General features: G+C 71.4%; 16 protein-coding genes. 9 read left to right on the plus strand and 7 right to left on the minus strand.

All coding sequences use genetic code 11. The features are described from left to right. Window positions 1-57: 57 nt before the first annotated feature. On the plus strand, window positions 58-1,305 hold the full coding sequence (locus ABD747_RS04940; protein WP_344801980.1) for an MFS transporter: 1,248 nt from the start codon (window positions 58-60) through the stop codon (window positions 1,303-1,305). Here ABD747_RS04940 and ABD747_RS04945 read toward each other — a convergent pair. Together ABD747_RS04945 and ABD747_RS04950 are read right to left on the minus strand one after the other, a co-directional pair. Further along, window positions 1,245-1,736: a DUF1269 domain-containing protein gene (locus ABD747_RS04945; RefSeq protein ID WP_344801981.1), complete on the minus strand. Its 492-nt coding sequence runs from the start codon at window positions 1,734-1,736 to the stop codon at window positions 1,245-1,247. The two genes, ABD747_RS04940 and ABD747_RS04945, sit on opposite strands and share 61 nt — an antisense overlap. 160 nt (window positions 1,737-1,896) lie before the next feature. Beyond that, window positions 1,897-3,201 (minus strand): ion channel protein, encoded by a 1,305-nt coding sequence (locus tag ABD747_RS04950; protein ID WP_344801982.1) that lies wholly within the window; start codon window positions 3,199-3,201, stop codon window positions 1,897-1,899. Window positions 3,202-3,351: 150 nt separating this feature from the next. Here ABD747_RS04950 and ABD747_RS04955 point away from each other — a divergent pair, with 150 nt between their 5' ends. Continuing rightward, window positions 3,352-4,002, plus strand: a complete 651-nt coding sequence (locus tag ABD747_RS04955; RefSeq protein WP_344801983.1) for an SIMPL domain-containing protein — start codon at window positions 3,352-3,354, stop codon at window positions 4,000-4,002. Window positions 4,003-4,046: 44 nt separating this feature from the next. After that, complete coding sequence (locus tag ABD747_RS04960; RefSeq protein WP_344801984.1) at window positions 4,047-7,448, plus strand: pyruvate carboxylase; 3,402 nt, start codon at window positions 4,047-4,049, stop codon at window positions 7,446-7,448. 327 nt (window positions 7,449-7,775) lie between these two features. Here the strand turns inward: ABD747_RS04960 and ABD747_RS04965 are convergent, their stop codons facing one another. Together ABD747_RS04965 and ABD747_RS04970 are read right to left on the minus strand one after the other, a co-directional pair. Beyond that, complete coding sequence (locus ABD747_RS04965; protein WP_344801985.1) at window positions 7,776-8,435, minus strand: DUF7691 family protein; 660 nt, start codon at window positions 8,433-8,435, stop codon at window positions 7,776-7,778. Between the two features lie 144 nt (window positions 8,436-8,579). After that, window positions 8,580-9,035, minus strand: a complete 456-nt coding sequence (locus ABD747_RS04970; protein ID WP_344801986.1) for a DUF2231 domain-containing protein — start codon at window positions 9,033-9,035, stop codon at window positions 8,580-8,582. A gap of 164 nt (window positions 9,036-9,199) precedes the next feature. Here ABD747_RS04970 and ABD747_RS04975 point away from each other — a divergent pair, with 164 nt between their 5' ends. After that, window positions 9,200-10,198, plus strand: a complete 999-nt coding sequence (locus tag ABD747_RS04975) for a hypothetical protein (protein WP_344801987.1) — start codon at window positions 9,200-9,202, stop codon at window positions 10,196-10,198. A 54-nt stretch (window positions 10,199-10,252) separates the two neighbouring features. Then, entirely contained in the window at window positions 10,253-10,900 is a 648-nt protein-coding gene (pdxH, locus tag ABD747_RS04980) for a pyridoxamine 5'-phosphate oxidase (protein ID WP_344801988.1), read from the plus strand. 27 nt (window positions 10,901-10,927) lie between these two features. Here the strand turns inward: pdxH and ABD747_RS04985 are convergent, their stop codons facing one another. Further along, complete coding sequence (locus ABD747_RS04985) at window positions 10,928-11,548, minus strand: acVLRF1 family peptidyl-tRNA hydrolase (RefSeq protein ID WP_344801989.1); 621 nt, start codon at window positions 11,546-11,548, stop codon at window positions 10,928-10,930. A gap of 467 nt (window positions 11,549-12,015) precedes the next feature. Next, window positions 12,016-12,786, minus strand: coding sequence for a DeoR/GlpR family DNA-binding transcription regulator (locus tag ABD747_RS04990; RefSeq protein WP_344801990.1), 771 nt, complete (start codon window positions 12,784-12,786; stop codon window positions 12,016-12,018). Between the two features lie 149 nt (window positions 12,787-12,935). Here ABD747_RS04990 and ABD747_RS04995 point away from each other — a divergent pair, with 149 nt between their 5' ends. Genes ABD747_RS04995 through nagA form a run of 3 tightly spaced genes read left to right on the plus strand, consistent with a single transcriptional unit; the run spans window position 12,936 to window position 15,924 of the window. Continuing rightward, on the plus strand, window positions 12,936-13,829 hold the full coding sequence (locus ABD747_RS04995) for an SIS domain-containing protein (RefSeq protein WP_344801991.1): 894 nt from the start codon (window positions 12,936-12,938) through the stop codon (window positions 13,827-13,829). Further along, on the plus strand, window positions 13,826-14,764 hold the full coding sequence (locus tag ABD747_RS05000) for an ROK family protein (protein ID WP_344801992.1): 939 nt from the start codon (window positions 13,826-13,828) through the stop codon (window positions 14,762-14,764). Before ABD747_RS04995 ends, ABD747_RS05000 begins: the two co-directional genes overlap by 4 nt. Continuing rightward, window positions 14,761-15,924 (plus strand): N-acetylglucosamine-6-phosphate deacetylase, encoded by a 1,164-nt coding sequence (gene nagA, locus ABD747_RS05005; protein WP_344801993.1) that lies wholly within the window; start codon window positions 14,761-14,763, stop codon window positions 15,922-15,924. The genes ABD747_RS05000 and nagA overlap by 4 nt, the downstream gene beginning before the upstream one ends. A 61-nt stretch (window positions 15,925-15,985) precedes the next feature. On the opposite strand, the gene ABD747_RS05010 is transcribed toward nagA, so the two are convergent. Next, a complete protein-coding gene (locus ABD747_RS05010; protein ID WP_344801994.1) occupies window positions 15,986-17,383 on the minus strand; it encodes a cryptochrome/photolyase family protein in 1,398 nt (465 codons plus the stop codon). A 218-nt stretch (window positions 17,384-17,601) separates the two neighbouring features. On the opposite strand from ABD747_RS05010, the gene ABD747_RS05015 reads away from it, so the two are divergent. Then, the gene (locus ABD747_RS05015; RefSeq protein WP_344801995.1) at window positions 17,602-18,300 is read left to right on the plus strand and encodes a metal-dependent transcriptional regulator; all 699 of its coding nucleotides are present in this window, start codon (window positions 17,602-17,604) and stop codon (window positions 18,298-18,300) included. The last annotated feature ends 56 nt before the right edge of the window (window positions 18,301-18,356 follow it).

Genomic DNA, 18,356 nt, shown 5'->3' on the forward strand with positions numbered 1-18,356 from the left:
GACGTACGCCCTCGGGGTGAGGCCGCCGCGCCTCCTCCGCAGCGGCCACGATCTCGGATGTTCGCCGCGCTGGCGGTGCGCAACTACCGGATCTGGATGGCCGGCGCGTTCGTCTCCAACATCGGCACCTGGATGCAGCGAGTCGCGCAGGACTGGTTCGTGCTGGAGCTGTCCCACGGCTCCGGCGTCGCCGTCGGCATCACGACCGCCCTCCAGTTCCTCCCGATGCTGTTGTTGTCGCCGATCGGGGGACTGGTCGCCGACCGCTTCCCGAAGCGCTCCGTGCTGAAGCTCACCCAGCTCTGGCTGGCGCTGATGTCGGCCCTGCTCGGCGTGCTGGCGGTCACCGGTGTGGCCCAGATCTGGCAGGTGTACGTCGTCGCGTTCCTGTTCGGCGTCGGCACTGCGTTCGACAACCCGGCGCGGCAGAGCTTCGTCTCCGAGGTGGTCGGCGGCCCGCTGCTGCCGAACGCGATCGCCCTCAACTCGGCGACCTTCAACGCCGGCCGGATCATCGGCCCTGCGCTGGCCGGCCTGGTGATCGCGGCCTTCGGCTCCGGCTGGTCGATCCTGTCGAACTCGGTGACGTACGCGGCGTTCATCCTCGCGTTGGTGATGATGGACGGTCGGCTGCTGCAACCGCCACCGCGGGCATCCCGGGCCAAGCGTCAGATCCGCGAAGCGCTGTCCTACGTCCGTCGGCAGCCGGAGATACTCCTCGTCTTGCTGATCGCGTTCTCGGTCGGCACATTCGGGATGAACTTCCAGCTGACCTCGGCCCTGATGGCCCAGCAGGAGTTCCACCGCGGCGCCGAGCAGTACGGCATCCTCGGCACGTTCATGGCCGTCGGCTCGCTGACCGGTGCCCTGCTCGCCGCTCGCCGGACGTCGCGGCCGTCGGCCCGGTTCGTCGTGGTCGCCGCCACCACGTTCGGCCTGCTCGAGGTCGTCTCCGGGCTGATGCCGACGTACGGCTGGTATGCGGCGTCGCTGCCGGCGCTCGGGCTGGCCGCTCTGCTCACCATGACCGCCTGCAATGCGTCGGTCCAGATGGGCGCGCCGCAGCTGCTCCGCGGCCGGGTGATGGCGCTGTACATGATGGTGATGATGGGCGGGACGCCGATCGGTGCGCCGGTGATCGGCTGGATCGGTCAGACCCTCGGCCCGCGCTGGACGCTGATCGGCGGCGGCGCGCTCACCGTGGTCGGTGTGCTCGCCGCCGCCGCGTGGCTGCTGCCGAAGATCTACTCGTCGCCGAAGGCGTGCCGCAGCTTGCCCTCTTCCTCCTCCGAGAGGTTGGTGTAGATCAGCTCGGGGTGCTCCTCGCCGATGAACCGGGCGCGGACCCGGTCCTGGACCGCGCTGGAGGTCAGCAGGAACAGGGCCGACGTGCCCGGGGTCACCGACGCCTTCACCTTCTTGATGAAGTCGTCGTCGATGCCCACGTCTCGCAGGGCACCGGCACCCGCGCCGGCCGCCGCGCCGATCGCCAGGCCGAGGAACGGGATGAAGAACAGCAGGCCGAACAGGAATCCCCAGAACGCGCCGCCCAGGGCGTACGGCCCGACGAACTCCGTCAATTGATGGGTCTTCGGCTTCTTCGCACCCTCCGGCCACTCGACGTAGGCCGCGTCCTGGAGCACGATCAGCCCCTCGTTGTTCAGATCCTTGATCGTGCGCAACGCCTGCGATGCGCCGTCGGGCTTGGTGAACTTCCAGACGCTCAACGTGGCCACCAGCAAACTCCTCTCGGACCGGATGTGTCAGCCCGATCGTGCCACTGCGCACCGGCGGCGTCACCAGGGCGTCCGGTGGTTCACCCGGCCGGGGTGATCGAACCGGGGATGACTGGGCCGAAGGTGACTTGGCCGGGGGCTGACTGGGCCCGGGGCCGACTCAGGCGCCCTTGCCCGCCGGTTCCGGTTCGGCGGCCGGGCCGTCGACCGGGTGGGTGACCAGCATCAGCGGCGCCCGGGAGACCATCAGCCAGGTCGGCAGGATGACGATGCACAGGATCGGCAGGATGGTCATACCGCCCGACGTGATGACCCCGATGAACAGCGCGACCCAGCCGTCGCGGGCGATCGCCAGGGTGGCCCCGAACGCGCCGCAGCCGACCGCCAGGCCGACCGGGATGCTCGGTACGAGGGCGTGCGCGGCCAGTCCGAGCGCCGCGCCGATGAAGACGGCCGGGAAGATCCGGCCGCCGCGGAAGCCGGCGCTGGCGCTGATCACCAGGGCGACGACCTTGATCAGGGCGAACGAGAGCAGCGTCCAGAAGCCGTACTGGGCGTAATTCGTCAGCAGCTGGTCGGTCTGGCTCAGCCCCTTGAACAAGGTGATCCGGCCGCCGATCGCGCCGAGCAGGCCGAGCACCAGGCCACCGATGGTGGTGTAGATCAGGGGGTTGCGCATCCGGTGGAACAGCGTGTGCACCCTGGGCAGGGCGACGGCGGCCGCGAGCCCGAGCAGCACCGCGACGGCGGCGATGATCGTGCCGGTCAGCAGGTCGATCGCGTGGGCCTGGGGGTACGGCGGCACTGGGAAAGCCATGGACTCCTGGCCGAGCAGGGTCATCGTGATCGCACCGGCACCGGCCGACACCAGCGGCAGGAACAGCTTGTCGAAGAGCGCGCCCGGACCAGGGATGCTGGCGGCCATTCCGGTGAAGATCAGGGCCGCGGCGACCGGCGTGTCGAACAGTGCGCCGATCGTCCCGGCTGCGGCGAGCATCAGGATCAGCCGCGGCGGGATCTTCGGCCAGAGCTTGCCGAGCAGCGCGACACTGATCGCGACGTTGATCGCGATGATCGGGTTCTCCGGACCGAGGCTGACGCCGCCGGCGAGGCTGAGCAGCACCGCGAGCGCCAGGCCGGGGATCACCTTCAGCGGCAGCGGCGGCGCGACCAGCTCGGTGGTCGCCGAGTCGTGACCGGCGTGGCCGGGGATCTGCCAGACCACCAGACCGACGGCCGCGCCGATCACCGTGAGCACGACGAACGTCCACAGCCGCGAGTCGTCCGGCAGCCCCAGCGAGGAGGGGATGGAGGTCCAGAGCACGCCTTCCAGGAGGCCGGCGCCCGTGTTCAGCAGCCAGAGGATCAGCGCGGACGCGACCCCGACGATCAGCGCCGGGATCGCCAGCATGGCCAGTTGTTTGAGGGGCATGGGCGCGGGTGCCGTCGCCGCCTGCTCGGTCACATTCGTCCGCCTTCGTCCACCGGGTGGCTGCCCGTCGTCTGCACCGGTCGGGTCGGCCCGAGTTCGCCGCGAGTCCGAGCCCAACGCGCAGGCTAGCCTCGCAACGGCGACCTTGTCGCCTACCTCGTGCCCGAGCCGAAGGAGTCACCCATGAGTTCACCCGTTGTGACCGTGCGGGGTGAGGCGACGAGCCAGGTGCCGCCCGAGCTGGCCACGATCTCCGCAGCGGTCAGCGCGTCCGGTCCGACGTCGGACCAGGTCGCCCGCGCGCTGGCGTCCGGCAGCGAGCGGCTGGCCGAGGTGGTCGACCGGTTCGCCGCAGCGGTCGAACGATCGAGCACCTCCGGGCTGTGGATCCATCCGGTCACCGACCACCGCAACGCCGCCAAGGTCACCGGATATCGCGGCTCGGTCGGCCGGGAGGTCGTCGTGCACGACTTCACCCGGCTGTCGGACCTGGTGCTGGCGCTGTCGGCGCTTCCCGGCACCGAGATCGGGGGACCCTGGTGGTCGCTGCGACCCGACAGCGGCGTCCACCGGGACGTACGGCTGGCAGCTATCGCCGACGGGCGGCGCCGGGCCGACGACTACGCCGCCGCGTTCGGCGCGCGGGTGACCGAGCTGCTCGAGATCGCCGACCAGGCGCCCGGGATGGGCCACCCGATGGCCCGGGAGATGATGTTCGCCAGCGCGAAGGGCGGTCCCCCGGAGGCATCGTTCGACTTCGAGCCGCAGCCGCAGAGCGTCTCCGGTCAGGTCACCTTGCGGTTCGCGATCACCTCTCCGGTTCTCGCCGAGTGACCGTCGTCTCGGTGCGGTAACAATCAGCCGCTAGATTCCTGGGCATGTTCGCCAAGGTCTTGGTCGCCAACCGGGGAGAGATCGCGGTCCGGGCGTTTCGCGCTGCCTACGAGCTGGGTGCGCAGACTGTCGCGGTCTATCCGTACGAGGACCGCAACGCCGTGCACCGGATCAAGGCCGACGAGGCGTACGAGATCGGTGAACGTGGGCACCCGGTCCGGGCCTACCTGGACGTCCAGGGCATCGTCCGCGCGGCGGTGCGCTGCGGTGCCGACGCGATCTATCCCGGCTACGGGTTCCTGAGCGAGAACCCGGAGCTGGCCCAGGCCTGCATCGACGCCGGCATCACGTTTATCGGGCCGCCGCCGGACGTGCTGGAGCTGGCCGGCAACAAGGTCCGGGCGCTGGCGGCGGCCAAGGCGGCCGGCATCCCGACGCTGAAGTCCACCCCGCCGTCGTCGAACATCGACGAGCTGGTCGCCGGCGCCGCCGAGATCGGCTTCCCGGTGTTCGTCAAGGCGGTCGCCGGCGGCGGCGGCCGCGGCATGCGCCGGGTGAACGAGCCCGCCGCGCTGCCGGAGGCGCTGCAGGCGGCCATGCGAGAGGCCGAGGGCGCGTTCGGCGACCCGACGGTCTTCATCGAGCAGGCGGTCGGCCGGCCGCGGCATATCGAGGTGCAGATCCTGGCCGACACCCAAGGCAACGTGATGCACCTGTTCGAGCGGGACTGCTCGCTGCAGCGCCGGCACCAGAAGGTGATCGAGATCGCCCCGGCGCCGAACATCGACCCCAAGCTGCGCGAGGCGCTCTGCCGCGACGCGGTGGCCTTCGCGCGCTCGATCGACTACTCGTGTGCTGGGACCGTGGAGTTCCTGGTCGAGACCGAGGGCGAGCGGGCCGGCCAGCACGTGTTCATCGAGATGAACCCGCGGATCCAGGTCGAGCACACGGTCACCGAAGAGATCACCGATGTCGACCTGGTGCAGTCCCAGATGCGGATCGCCAGCGGCGAGAGCCTCGCCGACCTCGGGCTGTCGCAGGAGGGGGTCCGGATCAACGGCGCCGCGCTGCAGTGCCGGATCACCACCGAGGACCCGGCGAACGGGTTCCGGCCCGACACCGGCACCATCACCGCCTATCGTTCGGCCGGCGGCGCGGGAGTCCGGTTGGACGGCGGCACGGTCGACACCGGCGTAGAGATCAGCGCCCACTTCGACTCGATGCTGGTCAAGCTGACCTGCCGCGGCCGTACGTTCGCGGCGGCGGTCGCCCGGGCCCGGCGGGCACTCGCCGAGTTCCGGATCCGTGGCGTGAGTACGAACATCCCGTTCCTGCAGGCGGTGCTGGAAGACCCGGAGTTCATCGCGGGCGACGTGTCCACCGCCTTCATCGAGCAGCGCCCGGAGCTGCTGACCACGCACGCGCCGGCCGACCGCGGCACCCGGCTGCTGCGCTGGCTGGCCGAGGTCACGGTCAACCACCCGCACGGCACCGCGCCCACCCTGCTCGACCCGAAGGCCAAGCTACCGCTCGGCGTCGACCTGGGTCAGCCGTCGCCGTCCGGCTCCCGGCAGCGGCTGCTGGAGCTCGGTCCGGAGGGCTTCGCCGCCGACCTGCGTGCGCGGACCCATGTCGAGGTCACCGACACCACGTTCCGCGACGCGCACCAGTCGCTGCTCGCCACCCGAGTGCGGACCAAGGACCTGCTCCGGGTCGCGCCGTACGTCGGCCGGATGCTGCCGGAGCTGTTCAGCGTGGAGTGCTGGGGCGGGGCGACGTACGACGTCGCGCTGCGGTTCCTCAACGAGGACCCGTGGGAGCGGCTGGCGGCGCTGCGCTACAACATGCCGGGGCTCTGCCTGCAGATGCTGCTCCGCGGCCGGAACACGGTCGGTTACACGCCCTATCCGACGAAGGTGACGACGTCGTTCGTCGCCGAGGCGGCGGACACCGGGATCGACATCTTCCGGATCTTCGACGCGCTGAACGACATCGAGCAGATGCGGCCGGCGATCGAGGCGGTTCGGGAGACCGGCACCACCATCGCCGAGGTCGCGCTGTGCTACACCGCCGACCTGAACGACCCGGGCGAGAAGCTCTACACGCTGGACTACTACCTGCGGCTGGCCGAGGAGATCGTCGAGACCGGGGCGCACATCCTGGCGATCAAGGACATGGCCGGCCTGCTCCGGCCGCCGGCGGCCCGCAAGCTGGTGTCCGCCCTGCGGGAGCGGTTCGACCTGCCGGTGCACCTGCACACCCACGACACCGCCGGCGGTCAGCTGGCCACCCTGCTCGCCGCCGTGGACGCGGGCGTGGACGCGGTCGACGTGGCCTCGGCGCCGATGGCGGCCACCACCTCGCAGCCGCCGGCCTCGGCGCTGGTCGCGGCGCTGGCCAACACCGAGCGCTCGACCAACCTGGACCTGCGCGCGGTGATGGACCTGGAGCCGTACTGGGAGGCGGTCCGCAAGGTCTACGCGCCGTTCGAGTCGGGACTGCCCTCGCCGACCGGCCGGGTCTACGACCACGAGATCCCGGGCGGGCAGCTGTCCAACCTGCGCCAGCAGGCGATCGCCCTGGGGCTGGGGGAGAAGTTCGAGGCGATCGAGGCGATGTACGCCGCGGCGTCGCGGATCCTCGGCCGGCCGACCAAGGTCACCCCGTCGTCGAAGGTGGTCGGCGACCTGGCCCTGCAGCTGGTCGCCGTCGGGGCCGATCCGGACGACTTCGCCGAGAACCCGCAGAACTACGACATCCCGGACTCGGTGATCGGGTTCCTGGGCGGCGAGCTGGGCGACCCGCCCGGCGGTTGGCCGGAGCCGTTCCGGAGCAAGGCGCTGCAGGGGAGGACCGTCCGGCTGCGGGAGACCGAGTTGTCGCGGGAGGACTCCGACCTGCTCGACCAGCCGGGCCGGGACCGGCAGGAGACGCTCAACCGGCTGCTGTTCCCCGGGCCGACGAAGGACTTCAACGCCGCCCGGGAGACCTACGGCCGGGTCGGCCGGCTGGACACGCTGGACTACCTGTACGGCCTGCGACCCGGCGACGAGCACATGGTGCCGCTCGGTCGCGGCGTGAGTCTGATCCTCGGGCTGGAGGCGATCGGCTCGCCGGACGAGCGTGGCATGCGCACGGTGATGTGCACCCTGAACGGTCAGCTCCGACCGATTCGGGTTCGCGACACCTCGATCAAGGTCGACGTGAAGGTCGCCGAGAAGGCCGATCCGGGCAACCCGGGCCACGTCGCCGCGCCGTTCGCCGGTGTCGTGTCGGTCGGCGTCGCCGAGGGAGACACCGTGGAGGCGGGCGCAACGGTGGCGACCATCGAGGCGATGAAGATGGAGGCCGCGATCACCGCAACGAAGTCAGGCACTGTCCAGCGCCTCGCCCTCGGCTCCGTCCAGCAGGTCGAGGGCGGCGACCTCGTCCTGGTCATCGGCTAGTCACCCGCCTGCGTCCAGCTTGTCACGTGCCCTGAGCCGGCTCATCACGTGCCCTGAGCCGGCTCATCACGTGCCCTGAGCCTGTCGAAGGGCAACTCGGCTCGCTCACGCGCCCTTCGACAAGCTCAGGGCACCTGATCGATGCCTCAGCGCACCCGGGCTCCGCACCCCGGCACCCGGCACCGGGCCCGGAAAGTGTGCAGCTGTTGCAGTTGTCGCCGGCGTGTCGGTGCAACAGCTGCACAGTTTCGGGGGAGGGGTAGGGGCGGGCGCCCGAGGCGCGGGCGTGGCCTGATGAGGGGACGCGGCGAGGGGACGCGGCGCAATTCAGCCGGCGTAGAAGCCGACCAGGTCTGGGACCGGGCGGCGCAGCTGCTGCGCTACTTCGGCCCACGGTACGAAGCCGTCCAGCCAGACCACCAGGGCGGCGATCAGCTCCCGGTGGTCTGCGGTCTCGAGCTCGGCCATCGCGCCGCGGTAGGCGCTGGCCATCATCAGCGCCTTGTCGAACGGGTGCCAGCCGACGGTGAGCCCGGTGACGGGAAGCAGCGCGACGCTGGTGGTCGAGCTGAGCAGGTGATGCAGGCCGACCGCCGCGGACACCCCGCCGCGGGCGAGCGCGAAATCCAGGACGTCCATCTCTGCGCCGGTCAGGTCGAGCTTGGTGGAGCCCCAGGCGACGCCCTGGACGAGCGTCTCCAGCACCCGCCAGGCCGCCCCGACCCGGTCCGGGGGGACGTACGCCCCGGCGAGCAGGGCCTCGACGTCGTGCGGTTCGGGATCGGTCGGCGAGACGACCGGGCTGGCCGGTACCCGGCGGAAAATCGGGCCCAGCCGGGAGAGCAGGCCGCCGGAGCGGGCCCCGACCGGCTCCGGCGCGAGCGCGCGGTGGGCGATCTCGCGCAGCTGTGCCGCATAGCCCTCGTCGGCGCCGACCATGCCCCGCACCTCGTCGATGCCGATGGCGTACAGCCGGAGCTCGCCCATGAATCAAACCGTAGCCGAGCCTCCGCCTATTCTGAGCGCATGAATCCCCGGACCCGACGGCTGATCGTGTCCGGAGTGCTCGCGGCGATGCTGCTGATCGTGCTGGTCACCGCCGTCGTGCGCTGGAGCCGGTGAGGGCTCAACTCATCCGACAGCCCAGACCGCGGTCGCGCCGGCGTGTCCGATCCGGACGCACTGGACCACCGTGACGATCCCGAAGACGAGGCTCAGCACGGTGCCGATGGTCAGCACCAGCCGTCCGCGCGCGTTCTCCCTGTCGATCAGCCGCTGGCCGAGATAGACCAGCACGACCGCGACCAGCAGCCCGATCGTCCACCAGATCAGTGTCGAGCCGAGAGCCTCGTGCTCCTGCAGGGCGGGCGACGGCTGGGTGAACCGCTTGCTCAGGTCCTCGCCCGCCTGCTGGGTGATGAAGGTCAGGATCGGGGCGCCGATCGCGGCCAGCAGCACGAGCTCGCCGTAGCGGACCCGGACCCACCTGATCAGGGACATGGCGATCGCGCCGATCGCGGCCAGCGGAACGATGACGACGGTGGCATGGACGATGAGCGGGTGCAGCGGTAACCCGAGGATCTCCATGGCCTGAACTCAACCATCCTTCCCTGTGATCGGGTGGTGACCACGGCCGCCGCATCGCTGAATTGCGGTCGTCCGGGCCGTCGTCGCGTACGCTCCCACGTGACAGCACAAGGAAAGGTTCACTAGGGACGATGGTTGGGGCGCGATGGAGCGTACGGGGGGGCTTGGCGCTCGTGCTGGCCCTGCTCGCGACGCTGTGGGCGCCGGCTCTGGCGGGGGCCGCCGATGAGGTGGCCTTCACGATCAAGGACTCCCGGATCACGGAGTCCTCGGGGCTGGTCCGCAACTACTCTCACGACGGCTGGTGGACGGCGAACGACTCCGGTGACGGCGGCGTGGTGTATGCGCTGAACGACTCCGGCGAGGTCACCGGCAGCTTCCGCTATGCGGCCAGCCCGAGCGACGTCGAGTCGCTCGCCCGGTACGGTCGCCGGCTCTACGTGGCCGACATCGGCGACAACGCCGAGAAGCGCGATTTCGTCACGGTCTACTACTTCAGCAACCCGCCGACCGACGGCAGCACGGTGCAGTACCGGTCCTACGACTTCGCCTACCCCGACGGCCCGCACGACGCCGAGACCCTGCTGGTCGACGGCGCGGGTCGGCTCTACATCGTGACGAAGGGCAAGAAGGGGGCGATCTACGCCGCGCCCGGGGTGCCGTCCCGGAGCGCGCTGAACCGGCTGGTGAAGGTCGGCAGCGCACCGGCGTACGTCACCGACGGCGTGTTCCTGCCGGACAACAAGCGGATCGCGCTGCGGACGTACGTCTCGGTGATCGTGCTGGACGCGATCACGTACAAGACCATCGGCAGCGCCGCCGCTCCGGTGCAGCCGCAGGGCGAGACGATCGCGCTGAGCCTGAACGGCAAGCGGCTGATGCTCGGCAGCGAAGGCAACCCGTCGAAGATGTACGTCGTCGACATTCCCAAGAGCAAGGGCGAGGACGTGCCGAAGGGGACCAGTGCGCCCCCGGACGCCTCGGCCAGCCCGAGCGCGAGTTCCGACGGGTCCGGCGACGGCGACGCCGGCACGGATACCGATACTGACGTCGACGGCGGCGGTGCGAACCCGAACCGGCAGGGCACGCTGCTCGCCCTGGGCCTCGCCGGCGTGGTCGCGGTAGTGGCCGGCGGCGTGGTCCTCCTGATCCGCCGCCCCTGATCACGTCCGCGTCCCCGGGCCCGGAGCGGTGCAGCCGGGCGAGAGACTGGAGGCATGGTGGACCTGGCGAGTGAGCGGACCGACTACTCGGGCCGGCACCTGGTCGAGTCGGAGGCGCCCGCGGACCCGCTGACCCTGTTCGGCACGTGGTTGTCCGACGCGTTCGCCGCCCGGGACGGCGGCCGGTTGGTCGAGCCGACCGCCATGGTGGTCTCGACGGTGGCCGACGGGCGACCCAGCTCGCGGACGGTTCTGTTGAAGGAGGCCGACGAGCGCGGCTTCGTGTTCTTCACCAACTACGACTCGCGGAAGGGCGCCGAGCTGGCCGGGAATCCGTCGGTCGCGCTGCTCCTGGGGTGGTACGTCCTGCAGCGCCAGGTGCGGGTCGAGGGAGTGGCCGGTTTGGTGGCGCGGGCGGAGTCCGAGGCGTACTTCGCGACGCGTCCTCGTGGCTCCCAGCTCGGCGCCTGGGCGTCGGCGCAGTCCAGTGAGGTCGCCTCGGCCGAGGCGCTGGCGCAGAGCTATCGCGACGCGGAGGAGCGCTTCGCCGATCGCGATGTGCCCTGTCCGCCGAACTGGGGCGGCTACCGGGTGGTGGCCGACTCGATCGAGTTCTGGCAGGGCCAGCCGTCCCGGATGCACGACCGGCTGCTCTATCGCCGTGCGGGCGAGGGCTGGACCCTCACCCGGCTCGCCCCCTGAGCCAGACCCGCCTTCGGGCCGGCGCCGTCAGGCGAGCTCGTTCAGCGTGATCTCGACGGCGAGGAACTGGTTCGGGAAGTCGCGCAGCACCGCCAGGCGCGGATCCGGGACCGGATAGCACCGCTGGGTCGCGTGGGCGCGCAGCGCGGCGAGCCGGGCATCGGCCAGGGTCGAGTCGACGGCGGCGCGATCGCCACCGGTTGCCAGCGCGTCCAGATCACCGATCCGGGGGAGCAGCAGCGACGCGGCCAGGTCGGCCGCGATCTGAATCAGCTCCTGGGCCTGGTTCTGGCGTCGCCGGGCATAGCGCTGCTGGGACCAGCCACCGGCCTTGGTCCGGCCCTGGACGTACCGCGTCTCGATCTTGGAGGTGACCAACTGACGGCCCTCGAAGACGCCGACGGCGACCCCGCCGCGGCGGACGAGCAGGGCTCCGACCGTGCGGTCCCGGGCGACGTGCGCGATCAGGTCGGCCACCGTCTCGCCGATCAGGGGCGGAAACGGCACCGAGATCCGGGCCTCCGCGCCGTCCTCGGCGCTGACCCCGACCTGATCGGTGGCGATCGAGGCCGTGGTGGGACCGTGACGCTCGGTGAAGCCGGACAGCCATCGCTGCAGCCGGCTCGCGTCGACGGCGACCGTACGCATCGGCCTGCCTCCTGCCTCCGAACGGGCCCGGACATGAACAAACCCGCGAGCTGTCGTCGCGCCACCGGGATCGGTGAGCTGCGACGGCCGGAGGACAAGTCCGACACTCGCGGGTTCGGGTTCAGGCTGTGGATTAGCCGGCCGCGCGCGACCAGTTGATTCACGGCGCGGGGCGGCCTAGCTGGCCGTCACCTCACATGTCCCAAAGTCACTCATTCTTCGGACCACCTCCTTTCCGTGTGCCACCAAGGTATGCGGGCGCTTCAAGCAGGTCAATGGGGTTATTCGGCGCGCCCGCCGACCGGCCCGACTCCGTCACCCACCGTGCGTCCCGAGCCGCGCCAGCGTCCGGGTGCGCACCTCCGCGAGAGTTCGACCTCCTTCGCGCTACTCGCTCCACGCGCGAGGTGGGTCGAACCCGCGCGAAGACAGGACCTGGGGGCGACGTGCCGCCCCGATCCGTCCATTCAGGCGAGCAGGACCTCGATCCCGCTGTCGCGCATCGCGGCGACCAGCGCCGGATCCGCGGCCGCGTCGGTGATCACGCCGGTGATCTCGGCCAGCTGGCAGATCCGGAAGAAGGCGACCTCGCCGAGCTTGGAGGCATCGGCGACGACGTACGCCCGCTTGGCCTGGGTGACCATCACCCGGTTCACCGGCGCCTCGGCCTCGTCCGCAATGGTGATCCCGCCGAGCGGGTCGACGCCGGCGGCGCCCAGGAAGCAGATGTCGGTGGTCAGCTGGCTCATCGTGTCGCCGGCCAGCGAACCGACCAGCTCGTAGCTCTGCGGCCGGGCCACGCCGCCGCAGACCACGATCTTGATGAACGGCCGCACGGTCAGCTCGGTGGCGATGTTCAACGCGTTGGTCACCACGGTCACGCCGCTGTGCAGCGCATCTGCGGTGGCGATGGCCCGGGCGACCTCCACCGTCGTCGTCCCACCGTTCAGCGCGACCGTGCACCCCGGCCACAGCATGCTCACCGCTCGCTCCGCGATCTTCGCCTTGGCCGGGTGCCGCCCGATCGTCTTGTAGCGCATCGGCAGGTCGTAGCTGGTGCTGTTCGGGACCGCTCCGCCGTGGGTACGAGAGAGCAGCTGCTGGTCCGCCAGGTGGTCGAGATCTCGCCGGATCGTCGCGGTCGAGACGCCGAACTGCTCGGCGGCCTCGTCGACGTCGACCCGGCCCGCGCCGACCAGCAGCTCGAGGATCGCGGCCAGACGTTCCGCACGGGTCATGCACGGCATGATATGTTCATATCTGTTCGTTTGACGCCTTAAAAGTGCATTCTTTTCACAATCGATGTCGGAGATACCCGCCTCGTTCGACGGCCCCCGGGCCGGCCCGGCAGGCTCTCCGGACGCCCTCGGAGGAGGTCGCCAGGTCCATGCCGCCCGTGACGACGCCGTACGTCTCAGCCGAGATCGCCAGCCAGCCCGACTGCTGGCGCCGCGCCGCCGCGCTCGCCGGCGGTCCGATCGAGGGCCTGCCGCAGGACGGCGAACGGGTCGCGTTCGTCGGCTGCGGCACGTCGTGGTTCGTCGGCCAGGCGCTGGCGGGCCTGCGCGAGTCGGCCGGTCGGGGTGAGACCGACGCTTTCACCGCGTCCGAGATGCCGGATCGCCGGTACGACCGGGTGGTCGCGCTGACCCGCTCCGGCACCACCACCGAGGTGGTCGAGCTGCTCGACCGGCTCCGCAACCGGGTGCCGACCACGGTCGTGCTCGGGGATCTGTCCACGCCCGCCGCGGGCGCCGCCGATACCGTGATCGACCTGTCGTTCGCCGACGAGCGCTCCGTCGTCCAGACCCGGTTCGCGACCAGCACGCTGGCGTTGTTCCGCGCGGCCTGGGGCGAGGATGTCCTCGCGCTCGCCGACGAGGCCGACCGGGTGCTCGCCGCCGATCTGCCGGCCGCCGCGATCGACGTCGACCAGCTCACCTTCCTCGGTCACGGTTGGACCGTCGGCATCGCCAACGAGGCTGCCCTGAAGTTCCGCGAGTCCTCCTCCAGCTGGGCCGAGGCCTACCCCGCGTTCGACTACCGGCACGGCCCCATCGCCATCGCCCAGCCCGGTCGGGCGGTGTGGATGTTCGGCCCGGCGCCCGACGGTCTGGCCGGGGACGTCGCCGCCACCGGGGCCGGCTTCATCGATCAGGGCCTCGACGCGCAGGTGGACCTGGTGCTGGCCCAGCGGGTGGCGGTCCGGCGAGCCGTCGACCTCGGACTCGACCCGGACCGGCCCCGCAGTCTGACCCGCTCGGTCATCCTCCCCGGATGAGCGTCGCCGCGCCCGACGAGCCCGGGATCGTGCTCGCGGTCGACATCGGCGGGACCCTGACCAAACTCGCCTGGGCGGCCGCCGACGGCACGATCGGTGAGGTCACCAGGGTGAGCTCGCCGCGGTCGGCCGAGGCAGTGTCGGTCGACGGCCTCGCGGAGGTGATCGCCGAGCGGGCCGCCGGCCGGGACGGCGTCCGCGGATTCGGGCTGGTCGCACCGGGCATCGTCGACGCGGACGCCGGCCTGGTGCGGACCGCGCCGAACCTGGGGTGGCTCGACGTCGCGCTCCGGGACCGGCTGGAGCGGCTCACCGGGTTGCCGGGGGCGGTCGGGCACGACGTCCGAACCGCGGGCCTGGCCGAGTGGCGGCTGCACCAGCCCAACGAGACCGATCTCCTCTTCGTCGCGCTCGGGACCGGCATCGCCGGGGCGCCCGTGGTCGACGGGCGGCTGCTCGCGGCCGGCGGCTACGCCGGCGAGATCGGTCATTGGGCCGTCGCCGAGGGGTCCGGCCGGGTGTGCGCCTGCGGGCGCATGGGTTGCCTGGAGACGGTCGCGTCCGCCGCCGGCATCGTCCGGGAGTACGTCCGGCTCGGCGGCGCGGCGGAGAACGCCGCCGAGGTGGCGGACCTGGCCCGTCGCGGCTACCGGGCCGCGCTGGACACGTTCGCCCGGGCGGCCGCCGCGCTGGGCGAGGCCCTCGGCCGCTACAACACGCTGCTCGGGCCGCGGCTGGTGGTGCTCGGTGGTGGTCTCTCGGGCGCGGCCGATCTGCTGATCCCACCCGTGACGGCGGTGATCAGGGCCGGCGTGACGTTCGAGCGGGAGCCGAGGATCGTACGGGCGGGACTCGGCGCCGATGCGGGTGTGATCGGTGCCGGTCTGCTGGGCTGGGACCGGGTCGGGCGACCCGAGGAAGCAGGTCGAGGATGAGCCAGGAACAGCGACTGGTCGTCGACCGGGTGGTCACGCCCGACGGCGTGGTCGACGACGCGCGGGTGCTGGTGGCCGACGGACAGGTCGTGGCCGTCGAGCCGACCGCGGCGACGAACGAGCGGGACGTGGCTGCCGACGGCGGTCCGGAGCACCGGCTGGCCGGCTGGCTGGTACCCGGTTTCGTGGACATCCACTGTCACGGCGGCGGTGGCGCCGACCTGGCCAGCGCCGATCCGGACGAGATCCGCCGGGCGATCGCCTTCCACCGGAAACACGGGACGACGACGAGCTACGCCAGCCTGGTCAGCGCCCGGCCGGAACGGCTGGAGGCTCAGATCGCGGCCCTGGTGCCGCTGGTCGAGGCCGGTGAGCTGGCCGGCATCCATCTGGAGGGGCCGTACCTCTCGCCGCTGCACCGTGGCGCCCACGATCCCGACACGCTGGCGACGCCGACCTCCGACGGGATCGCCCGGCTGCTCGACGCCGGTCGCGGACACATCCGAATGGTCACCCTCGCGCCCGAACTGTCCGGCGGTCTGGCGGCCGTCGAGCAGCTGGTTGCGGCCGGCGTCACGGTCGCGTTCGGGCACAGCGACGCCGATGAGCTGATGCTGCGGGAGGCGCTGGCTGCGGGCGCGACGGTCGCGACGCACCTGTTCAATGCGATGCGACCGATCCATCACCGCGAGCCGGGGCCGGTGCCGCGGCTGCTGACCGACGACCGGGTGACGGTCGAGCTGATCTGCGACGGCTTCCACCTGCACCCGGACGTGATCGCGATGGCGATCGAGGTGGCCGGTCCCGAGCGGGCCGCGCTGGTCACCGACGCGATGCTCGCCGCCGGCGTGGCCGACGGCGACTACCAGCTCGGCGGGCTGGACGTCGCCGTCACCGACGGCCAGGCGCGACTGGTCGAGCCGGACGGCAGTCTGGGCTCGATCGCCGGCTCGACACTCACCATGGCCGCCGCCTTCGAGCAGGTCGTCGCGGTCGGCGTCGCCATCCCCGACGCCGCCCGGATGGGCGCGGGCACGCCCGCGCGCAGCCAGGGCCTGGACGGCGTCGGCGAGATCCGGCCGGGCGCACGGGCCGACTTCTGCCTGGTCGACGACGCGGGCCGGCTGCAGCGGGTGATGCGGGCCGGTTCCTGGCTGTGAGCCGGCTGCCGCTGGCTGTGAGCCTGCTGCCGCCGAGCGGCCGACCGCTCGGTCGCCGGCCTCAGGCGCGCTTCACGAGCTCGTATCGATCGAGGGCCTCCTTCCGTTCCTCGGCGTGGTCGACGATGGGCTCCGGGTAGCCATCCGGGACGCCGACCGGCGACAGCCAGGGCTCGTGCACGTGCTCGTCGGGCACGTCGGCGAGCTCGCTGACGTAGCGCCGGATGTAGGTTCCGCCGGGATCGAACTTCTTGGCCTGCGAGGTCGGATTGAAGACCCGGAAGTACGGCGCCGCGTCCGTTCCGCAGCCGGCCACCCACTGCCAGTTCAACTGATTCTGGGCGATGTCGCCGTCGCGGAGCCGGGCCATGAACCACTCGGCCCCGTGCCACCAGCCGACGTGCAGGTCCTTCACCAGGAAAGACGCGACGACCATCCGCACGCGGTTGTGCATCCAGCCCTCGACGAGCAGCTGGCGCATGCCGGCGTCGACCAGCGGATAGCCCGTGCGGCCCTGCTGCCACGCCTCCAGCCGGCCCGCGGCGCGCTTGCTCCGATCGGGCTCGTCGGTCGGCATCGAGTTGAACTCGGGGCGGATCGGCCTGGTCACCGCGTCCGGGCGGTGGAACAGCACGTCGGCGAAGAAGTCCCGCCACGCCAGCTGCCGGGTCAGTGCGGCCGAGCCTTTGGAGCGCCGGGCCGCGAGGTCGGCCAGCAGCGTCCGCGGGTGCAGGTGGCCCCATCGCAGGGCGACCGACAGGTGCGACGTCGCGTCGGCGCCCGGGTCGTCGTGCAGATCGGCGTAGTCGGTGACGCCGCCTTGTTTGCGCTCGAGCCACCGGTGCCAGCACCGCGTCGCGGCCTCCTCGCCGGCAATCGCCACCAGCTCGGGGTCGGCCTCGATCGAGATCCGCCGCTCGGCGGCCAGCCAGTCGACGTCGGCGAGCCGGATCGACGGGGCGGGGGAGTGCACGCCGCGATCGGTCCAGGCGCGAAAGAACGGCGTGAACACCTGATAAGGGCCGCCGGAGGCGTTGGTCAGGGTGCCCGGCGCCACGCCGTACGGTGAGCCGGTCGTCACGAACCGCACGTCCCGGCCGGCCAGTGCATCCCGGACGCGCTCGTCCCGGCGCCGGCCGTACGGCGCGAAGTCCGCGCTCACCTGCACCTCGCCGGCCCCGATCTCGCGGGCCAGCCGCGGGATCACGGTCTCGGGCTTGCCGCGGAGGATGCTGAGCCCCGGTCCACCGCGCTCGCGCAGGTCGGCGTCGAGGACCTGCAACGCCGCGTGCAGCCAGGCGGTGCGGACCGGACCCGCCTTCGCGAGCAGCGCAGGATCGAGGATGAAGACCGGCAGCACGGCGGAGCCGTCGTGCACGGCCGCGGCCAGGGCGGGGTTGTCCCGCAGCCGCAGGTCGCGCCGCACCCACCAGATCGCCGGCAACTGATCGGCCGTCATGACTCTCCCTTCGACTCGCCGAAGCCGCGCGGATGCGCACCCCCGTGCCGAGAAGCCGGGCCGTGGTGCGCCGGCTGGCGTCGGCACGCCGGTGCCCGGCGGCAGCCACTACTCTTGCAATCGCCCCTGACAGTTCTGTACCCACAGTTCGCGGCCTCGTCCGGGGCGGCCGGTCGCCAGATCCGGCCCGGCATGGCAGGAGCGGAGACGAACCCGGCGTGAGCGACCTGATCGATACCACCGAGATGTACCTGCGCACGATCTACGAGCTGGAGGAGGAGGGCATCGTCCCGCTCCGGGCCCGGATCGCGGAGCGGCTGCATCAAAGCGGGCCGACCGTGTCCCAGACCGTGGCGCGGATGGAACGCGACAACCTCGTCCACGTCCAGGGCGACCGTCACCTGGCGCTGACCGACGAGGGCCGGGCCCGGGCCACCCGGGTGATGCGGAAGCACCGGCTCGCCGAACGGCTGCTGATCGACGTGATCGGGCTGGACTGGGAGAAGGTCCACGACGAGGCCTGCCGCTGGGAGCACGTGATCTCCGAGGACGTCGAGCGCCGGTTGGTCGTACTGCTGAACGCGCCGACCGAGTCCCCGTACGGCAACCCGATCCCTGGGCTGGACGAGTTGGGCGTCAGCGGCCGGTCCGCGGAGTTCCGCGACGGCAACGAGCAGCTCAACGCGGTCGTCCGCGAGCACCCCGGGACGCCGATCCGGGTCGTCATCCAGCGGATGAGCGAGGAGATCCAGAAGGACGTCGCGATGATGGGCACGCTCCGCGAGGCCGGCATCCAGCCCGGGGTCGAGGTCAGCGCCGAGGTCGGCGGGCTGGGGGTGCGCCTGGCCGCGCCCGACTCGCCCGTCTGTGAGATCGACGCCGAGGCCTCGACGCATCTGTTCGTCACGCTCGCCTGATCCTGGCCGCTCCGACCTTCCCCTGCACACGATCGCCGGCCGGTTGGGCATGATGG

The sequence above is a fragment of the Microlunatus ginsengisoli genome (genome assembly GCF_039537205.1).
Taxonomy (GTDB): Bacteria; Actinomycetota; Actinomycetes; order Propionibacteriales; family Propionibacteriaceae; genus Microlunatus; species Microlunatus ginsengisoli.